Annotated in this window: 1 protein-coding gene; it reads left to right on the forward strand. The window is 62.2% G+C overall.

The window, feature by feature from the left end:
- A partial coding sequence (locus IVA78_RS28870) for a recombinase family protein (RefSeq protein ID WP_247468924.1) occupies positions 1–724 on the forward strand: 724 nt, incomplete at both ends.

Consider the following 724-nt stretch of genomic DNA (forward strand, 5'->3'; position numbering starts at 1 on the left):
CTCGAGCTGTGCTCGGTGTTCGGCGTGCTCATTGCGGATGGCGAGCGGCTTTACGATCCGCGCGCCTACCACGACCGCCTGCTGTTGGGCTTGTCCGGCATCATGAGCGAGGCAGAGCTGCATCAGCTTCGGATGCGCCTTCACCAAGGAGAACGCCAGAAGGCGGCACGGGGCGAACTGCGGCTGCCCTTGCCGGCCGGGCTCGCCTATGATCGAGCCGGCACAATTGTTCTCAATCCCGATGAGGAGGTGCAGGCCCGTCTTCATCTCGTGTTTGCCAAATTCCGGGAACTGCAAAGCGCTCGCCGTGTGATGCGGTACTTGGACAGGAACGGATTGTCCTTGCCGGTTCGACCGCTGCTTGGACCATCTCCACACGCGATCGTCTGGCGTGCGCCAGATAGTGCACGCGTCCTTAGTATCCTTCAAAATCCGGCCTATGCTGGGGCGTATGTTTATGGCCGCCGGCAAAAGGATCCGAGCCGATGCCGGCCGGGATCGCTGACGGGAACGGTCAAGGTGGCGATCGCGGATTGGGCGGTTTGCCTCCACGCCGCTCACCCAGGCTATATCAGCTGGGAGGAGTTCATGGCCAACCAGGGGCGACTGGCAGATACCATCTTCCGCTATGAGGCAGGACACTCTGGCGTACCGCGCAAGGGGGCAGCCCTGTTACAAGGAATTGCGATCTGCGGCCGTTGCGGACGGCGCATGAGCATGCGCT

The sequence above is a fragment of the Bradyrhizobium sp. 137 genome, assembly GCF_023074095.1.
In the GTDB taxonomy this organism is placed as follows: Bacteria; Pseudomonadota; Alphaproteobacteria; order Rhizobiales; family Xanthobacteraceae; genus Bradyrhizobium.